Source organism: Variovorax sp. 20P10.2.4, from assembly GCF_058244205.1.
Genome location: NZ_JBZAYE010000447.1, coordinates 1 through 6140, shown reverse-complemented (window position 1 = coordinate 6140; position 6140 = coordinate 1). Strand labels below are relative to the sequence as shown.

7 protein-coding genes are annotated in these 6140 nt (G+C 70.4%); 1 reads left to right on the top strand and 6 read right to left on the bottom strand.

The window, feature by feature from the left end; all coding sequences use genetic code 11:
- Nucleotides 1–140: 140 nt before the first annotated feature.
- Complete coding sequence (locus AC27VN_RS29830; RefSeq protein ID WP_296799654.1) at nucleotides 141–614, top strand: energy transducer TonB; 474 nt, start codon at nucleotides 141–143, stop codon at nucleotides 612–614.
- A 19-nt stretch (nucleotides 615–633) separates the two neighbouring features.
- Here AC27VN_RS29830 and AC27VN_RS29825 read toward each other — a convergent pair whose 3' ends face one another.
- The 6 genes from AC27VN_RS29825 to AC27VN_RS29800 form a co-directional block, all read right to left on the bottom strand.
- Nucleotides 634–1716, bottom strand: a complete 1083-nt coding sequence (locus AC27VN_RS29825; protein WP_490878881.1) for a S41 family peptidase — start codon at nucleotides 1714–1716, stop codon at nucleotides 634–636.
- Nucleotides 1717–1747: 31 nt separating this feature from the next.
- On the bottom strand, nucleotides 1748–2116 hold the full coding sequence (locus AC27VN_RS29820; RefSeq protein ID WP_177239277.1) for a response regulator: 369 nt from the start codon (nucleotides 2114–2116) through the stop codon (nucleotides 1748–1750).
- 101 nt (nucleotides 2117–2217) lie between these two features.
- Nucleotides 2218–3441 carry a hybrid sensor histidine kinase/response regulator gene (locus tag AC27VN_RS29815; RefSeq protein WP_296782544.1) on the bottom strand — a complete coding sequence of 408 codons (1224 nt, stop codon included), beginning with the start codon at nucleotides 3439–3441 and terminating at the stop codon, nucleotides 2218–2220.
- Complete coding sequence (locus tag AC27VN_RS29810; protein ID WP_208511741.1) at nucleotides 3431–4036, bottom strand: chemotaxis protein CheB; 606 nt, start codon at nucleotides 4034–4036, stop codon at nucleotides 3431–3433. Before AC27VN_RS29810 ends, AC27VN_RS29815 begins: the two co-directional genes overlap by 11 nt.
- Entirely contained in the window at nucleotides 4033–4899 is an 867-nt protein-coding gene (locus tag AC27VN_RS29805; protein WP_281078289.1) for a CheR family methyltransferase, read from the bottom strand. Before AC27VN_RS29805 ends, AC27VN_RS29810 begins: the two co-directional genes overlap by 4 nt.
- A gap of 53 nt (nucleotides 4900–4952) precedes the next feature.
- The coding region (locus AC27VN_RS29800) for a response regulator (RefSeq protein WP_490878880.1) at nucleotides 4953–6140 on the bottom strand (1188 nt) is incomplete at its 5' end.

Genomic DNA, 6140 nt, shown 5'->3' with positions numbered 1-6140 from the left:
GGCCTACAGCGAGAGCGACACCCCGCAGCTCGGCCCCCAGCAGTCGCCGGCCGCGCGCGCCGCCACGCTGTCGGTCGGCGTGCTGTGCGGCTGAGCCGGCACCGATTTCCAGAACTTTCCCGAAAGAACGCATGTTTCCCTTGCACCGTCATTCCGCCGCCGCGCCGCGGCCCTGGGCCAGCCTGTTCCGCGCGCTCGGCCTCGCCGGCCTGGGCCTGGCCGCCGTGCACATGCCCGTGCAGGCCCAGCCCGCGCCCTCGGCGCGCGCACCGGTGCCGCAGCACTGGATCAGCTATGCCGAGCTGGCCGGCAACCAGTTCCAGGGCCGCCTCAGCGACCCGGCCGACGAGACCGTGCAGCGCCTGCATGCCTGGATGCAGCAGCGCCTGCTCGAGGAGGGCCGCACCCTGCCGCCCCCGCCGCTGATCGTGCGCGTATGGGTCGCACCCGACGGCCGGCCCGAGCGCGTGGCCTTCGATTCGCTGGGCAACGCGCAGGCCGATGCCGACCTGCGCCAGCTGCTGACCGCCCAGCCGCTGTCGGAACCGCCGCCGCGGGACATGCGGCAGCCGATGGTGTTGCAGCTGACGTTGAAGGTGCTGACGGCGAGTTGAGCGGCGCAATCGCCCGGACCTACTTGCGCGCGCCGGCCGATGCCTTCACGGCCTCCGCCGCCTCGATCGCCGCGCTCACATCGCCCACGGTCGCGGGATCGCCGTCCTTGCCGACCAGCTCCTTGAGCGCCGCCAGGTGCGCCACGCCCAGCGCCTCGTCCGCGCCGGCTGGCAGATCGGGCACGACGCCCGTGCCTTCCCAGTTGGTGCGCGTGATCGGGTTGATCGAGCGCGCGAAGGGGATCGTGACCTCGAAGTGATCGTTCAACCGATGGTTCCTGGAGGGATGGGCGCCGCCCTTGGTGCGCTCGCCGACGATGCGGGCGCGCTTCAGCGCCTGCAGGTTGTAGGCGAACTCCTCGCCGCCCGAGAAGGTCTGGCTGCTGGTCAGCACATAGACCGGCCGGTTCAGGTAGCGCGGGCCGCGCAGCCTGGCGCGGGTCCAGTGCGACTCCACGCGGCGGCCTTCGCGATGCAGCACGTCGTTGAGGTGCACCTTGCCTTCGAGCAGATGGCTGCTGACCTGGGCCACGCCCGCAGGCCAGCCGCCGCCGTTCTGGCGCAGGTCGACGATCAGGGCATCGGTGTGGCCGAGGAAATCGAAGACGGCCGCGGCGGTCTTCGCCACGGCCTCGGGCTTGTCGAAACAGCGCAGGTCGATGTAGCCAACGTTGCCGGCCATGCGCTCGGCCTTGTAGAAACAGTGGTTATGGCGCACGTACTGCCGCGCCAGCTGCGCTTGCGCCGCCGCGACGGCCTTCGGATCGGCCGGCTTCGGCAGCGGCTCGCGGCTGAAGCCCACGAGCAGGTGCCGGTCCTGGTTCACCGATTGCAGATCCTGCTCGAGCTGCGCGCGCAGCGCGTCGGCCGTCTCGATACCCGCATAGGCCCCGTCGCGCAGCCGCGCGCGCAGGTGGGCCGCGATGGCATCGGCTTGCGTTGGCAGCACGTAGTGGGCCTGCACCAACTCGGCAGTGCGGGCCACGAGGCGGTCGCGCTCGGCGGGCGCGATGGGGACGGTGTCGGGAGACTGCGCGGTGGCCGATGCGGCCAGCGCGCTCAGCGCAAGGGCGAGGAGGGCGGAGGGAAGAAAGCGGCGCATGGCCGCGATGCTAAGGCCGCGGAAAAAGGCCTCAGCCCGCGGCCGCGAGGATGTCCTCGAGCGCGCCGATGTCGATCGGCTTCTGCAGATGGTGGTCGAACAGCTTGCGCCCGTCGGGGCCGCCCGCGGCGCCGGCATCGGCGGCCGAGAAGCCCGAGATCGCGATCAGCAGCTTCGGGGCGCCCTGCGCCTCGGTCTCGCGCAGCCGGCGCGCGACCTGGGTGCCGGGGATGTCGGGCAGCGTGAGGTCGATCAGCGCGGCATCGAAGCGTTCGGCGGCGGCGGCGTCCAGCGCCTGCTGGCCGGTGTAGGTGCAGCGGGCGGTGTGGTCCTGCAGGGTCAGCAGTTCCTGCAGCAGGTCGGCTGCGGCTTCGTTGTCGTCGACGATCAGCACGTTCACGGCGGTCGGTCCTTGGTGGCCTTTGCGGCCTTTGGTTTTCTGAAAATGTCCGGAATGGAACATTGTCCCGGCACCGCGCCGCGCGTGGGGTAGGAGCAAGCCTACGGTTGTGCCGATCCTCGCGGCGCGGCCAGCGGCAGCTCGACGCTGAAGGTCGATCCCTCGCCCGGCGCGCTCTCGACGCCGATGCGCCCGCCGTGCAGGTCGACGATCTGGCGCGTGATGTACAGGCCCAGGCCGAGCCCGGCCGCGTGCTTCCGGCTGTGCTCGGTGCGCTCGAACTGCTCGAAGATGCGCGCCTGGTCCTCGGCCGCGATGCCGATGCCGCGGTCGCGCACGCTGACGCGCGCGAAGCCGTCCTCGCCGGCGCCGACCTGCGCCACCACCATCTCGACCGGCCGGCCGCCGCCGTAGCGCAGCGCATTGGTCAGCAGGTTGGTCAGCACCTGCTCGATGCGGAACTCGTCCCACACGCCCGGCAGCTCGGCCGGCGCCTGCAGCGAGATCTCGGAGCCGGCGGCCTCGGCCTGCTGGCGCAGGTTCTCGACCACGGCGCGCGCGAGCTGCGCGAGGTCGGTCGGCTTGGGCTGGATCGAGAGCGCGTCCTTGCGCATGCGCGTGACGTCGAGCATGTCGTCGATCAGCCGCACCATGTTGCGGATCTGCCGCTGGTCGCGCTCGATCATCGCGGGCAGGCGGTCGGCCGTGAAGGCCGCGAGGTTGCCCTTGGACACGTGCAGCTGGCGCAGCTGGGCCTCGAGGTAGAGGGTGTTGAGCGGCGTGCGCAACTCGTGCGAGACCATCGACATGAAGTCGTCGCGCATGCGCACCGCGCGCTCGAGCTCGCGCTGCGTGACCTGCAGCTGCACCACCAGCTCCTCCTGCTTGCGGTGCGCGTGGGCCAGCAGTTCCATCTCGTGGCGCAGCGCCTTGCGGTGGCGGTGCAGGTCGACGAACACGTTGACCTTGCTGATCACGGCATGCGGGTCGAGCGGCTTGTGCAGGAAGTCGACGGCACCGCTCTCGTAGCCCTGGAAGGCGTAGTTGCGCTCGCGCCCGGCGGCGCTCACGAAGATCAGCGGGATGTGCCGAGTGCGCTCGGTGCCGCGCATCATCTCGGCCAGCTCGAAGCCGTTCATGCCGGGCATCTGCACGTCGACGATGGCGAGCGCGAACTCGTGCTCGAGCAGCAGCGTCAGCGCCTCCTCGGCCGACTGGGCACGGAACACGGGCCGCCCGGGCGCGCGGATCAGCGCCTCGAGCGCCACCAGGTTCTCGGGCAGGTCGTCGACGATCAGCAGCTTGCTTTCGACGTCAATTTCCATGAGCGGTCTCCAGGTGCATCAGCAGGGTGTGGAGATCGCGCAGCGGCAGCACGAAGTCGGGCGAATGGCGCGCTATGGCGGCGTTGGGCATGACGGAAACCAGGGCTTCTTGGGGGTCCTGCACGGCGGTCAGCCCGCCGGCACGGTGAATGCGGTCCATGCCCTCGGCGCCATCGTCGTTGGCACCGGTGAGCAACACGCCGGCGAGGCCGGCGCCGTAGACGTCGGCCGCGGAGGCCATCAGCACGTCGATCGAGGGGCGCGAGAACAGCACGGGCGGCTCGCAGCTCAACGAGAAACAGCGATCGCGTTCGATCGACAGGTGGTAGCCGGGCGGCGCGAAATAGAGCGTGCCGGGAACCAGCGGCATCTTGTCGGCCGCCTCGCGCACCGGCATCGCGACGCGCTCGCCGAACACCTCGGCCAGCCGGCTGTCGTGCCCCTCGGGCAGGTGCAGCACCACCACCTTGGGGATGCGGCTGACCAGGGGCAGGCCGATCAGCAGGGCGAGCAGCGCGTCGATGCCGCCCGCGGAGGCGCCGATGACCACCGCCTCGACGCGGCGGCGCAGGTGGGAGGGCAGCGCCTGTCTCACGTGGCCTTCCTGTAGATGCGCTCGGGGCGCGCCAGCGGCTCGAAGCGCTCGGCGTAGGCCGAGAAGTCGATGCTCTCCTTGGCGCCCAGGCCGAGGAAGCCGCGGTGGCTCAGCGACTCGTGGAACAGGCCGAGCGCGCGGTCCTGCAGCTCGCGGTTGAAGTAGATCAGCACGTTGCGGCAGGACACGAGCTGGGTCTCGGCGAACACGCTGTCGGTGGCCAGGCTGTGGTCCGCAAAGATGGTGTCGGCGCACAGCGAGGGGTCGAAGCGCGCGGCGTCGTAGGCCGCGGTGTAGTAGTCGGAGAACGCGCGCAGCCCGCCCGCGCGCTGGTAGTTGGCGGTGTAGCCGCGGATCGCCTCGAGCGGAAAGATGCCCTGGCGCGCCTTCTCGAGCGAGGCCGGGTTGATGTCGGTGGCATAGATCTGCGTGCGCTCGAGCAGGCCTTCCTCGCGCAGCAGGATGGCGAGCGAGAACACCTCCTCGCCGGTGCTGCAGCCCGCCACCCAGACCTTGACCGACGAATAGGTGTGCAGCAGCGGCACCACGTGCCGGCGCAGGCCAAGGAAATAGGCCGGGTCGCGGAACATCTCGCTGACCGGGACGGTGAGGAACTGCAGCAGGCGCCCGAACAGCGCGGCGTCGCGCAGCACCCGGTCCTGCAGCGCCGAGATCGAGGGCAGGCCGAGCTGCGTGAGCGCATGCAGCACGCGGCGCTTCTGCGAGGCCAGCGTGTAGTCGCGGAAATCGTAGCTGTACTTGAGGTAGATCGCCTCCATCAGCAGGCGCAGCTCGATCTCGGTGTCGCTCAGCGGCTGCGGCGGCGCGGCGATCGCGCCCGGTACGGCGGGCGAGGCGGGCAGGACCGGGCGGCCGGTCGACGGCCGTTCGGGCGGCGAGGGCGGCGGCGATCCGGTCACAGGCGCTCCATCTTCGGCATCCACACGCGCAGCAGCGAGAACAGGCGATCGAGGTCCACCGGCTTGGCGAGGTAGTCGCTGGCGCCCGCGGCCAGGCATTGCTCGCGGTCGTCCTTCATGGCCTTGGCGGTGATGGCGATCACCGGCAGCTTGGTGAAGCGCGGATCGGCGCGCAGGTGGCGCGTGGCTTCCAGGCCATCCATCTCCGGCATCATGACGTCCATCAGCACGAGGTCGATCTCCTTCACGCGGTCGAGCTGCTCGAGGGCCTCGCGGCCGTTGCGGCCGATCTCGACCTTCGCGCCGCGCTGCTCGAGCGCACTCGTGAGCGCGAAGATGTTGCGCACGTCGTCGTCCACCAGCAGCACCGTGCGGCCCTCGAAGATCCGGTCGCGTCCGCGCGCGGCCTTGAGCATGCCCTGGCGCTCGCTCGACAGTTCGGCCTCGACCTTGTGCAGGAACAGGGTCACCTCGTCGAGCAGCCGCTCGGGCGAGCGCGCGCCCTTGATGATGATCGAGCGCGAGTAGCGGTGCAACTCGGCCTCCTCCTCGCGCGTGAGGTTGCGCCCGGTGTAGACGATCACGGGCGGAAACGAGACGATGTCCTCCGAGGCCATGCGCTTGAGCAGCTCGCTGCCCTGCATGTCGGGCAGCTTCAGGTCGGTGATCATGCAGTCGAAGATGCGGCTGCGGAGCAGCTCCAGCGCCTCCTCGCCCGAGGCCACGTCGACGATCTCGATGTCGTCGTCGCCGATCAGCTGGATCACGCTGCGGCGCTGCAGGTCGTCGTCCTCCACCAGCAGCACCGTCTTGACCTTCTGCGTGAGCTTCTCCTCCAGCCGCGCGAACACGCGCGTGAGCTCGTCGCGCGTGGCGGGCTTGCGCGCATAGCCGATCGCGCCCATGTGCAGCGCGGCCTCGGCGTTGTCGGCGGCCGAGACCACGTGGATCGGGATGTGGCGCGTGAGCGGCGAGTCCTTCAGGCGCTGCAGCACGTCCAGGCCGGTGCTGTCGGGCAGCCGCATGTCGAGCAGGATCGCGTCGGGCACGAACTCGCTGGCCAGCGCGAAGCCGTCGGCCGCGCCGTGCGCGACCAGGCAGCGGTAGCCGAGCTCGTGCGCCAGGTCGTAGAGGATGTGGGCGAACTGCGGCTCGTCCTCGATCACGAGCACGCGCCGCACCTG

Excerpts from the sequence above, each read along its gene's own strand:
- AC27VN_RS29815 (WP_296782544.1), bottom strand. The coding sequence starts at position 3,441 with ATGGAAATTGACGTCGAAAGCAAGCTGCTGATCGTCGACGACCTGCCC.
- AC27VN_RS29825 (WP_490878881.1), bottom strand. The coding sequence starts at position 1,716 with ATGCGCCGCTTTCTTCCCTCCGCCCTCCTCGCCCTTGCGCTGAGCGCG.